1 protein-coding gene is annotated in these 554 nt (G+C 62.8%); it reads right to left on the minus strand.

Going from position 1 to position 554, the window contains the following annotated elements; translation table 11 throughout:
- Nucleotides 1-554 (minus strand): ABC transporter transmembrane domain-containing protein (locus tag AC1KVE_RS21025; RefSeq protein ID WP_481093048.1); only part of this gene is annotated, 554 nt, incomplete at both ends.

Raw genomic sequence — 554 nt, forward strand, 5'->3', positions numbered from 1 at the left:
GGCGGCTGCCCGGCACCTCGGTGCGGGTATTGAGGATGTCGCCCAGCCGCTCGACCGAAATGCCGACCTGCTGGAAGTCCTGCCACAACTGAGCCAACCGGATGATCGGCGCGGTGACCTGGCCGGACAACATGTTGAAGGCGATCAACTGGCCAATCGACAGCTTGCCTTCCATCACCAGCTTTGCGCCCCAGAACAGCACCGCCACGGCGGTGAGCTTCTGCACCAACTGCACGCCCTGCTGGCCAAGCGTGGCGATACGGGTGACGTTGAAACCGGCGCTGACATAGCCGGCCAGTTGGTTGTCCCAGGTGCGGGTCACGCGCGGGTCTACCGCCATCGCCTTGACCGTGCCGATACCGCTGACCGTCTCCACCAGGAAGGATTGGTTGTCTGCGCCGCGCGCGAACTTGTCGTTCAAACGCTGGCGCAGCACCGGGGTGATCAGGCCAGAGATGGTGGCGTACAGCGGCAACGACAGCACCACGATCAAGGTCAGCCAGCCGCTGTACCAGAACATCACCGACAGAAAGACCACCGTAAAGAACAGGTCT

The sequence above is a fragment of the Xanthomonas sp. NCPPB 2864 genome, from assembly GCF_056675615.1.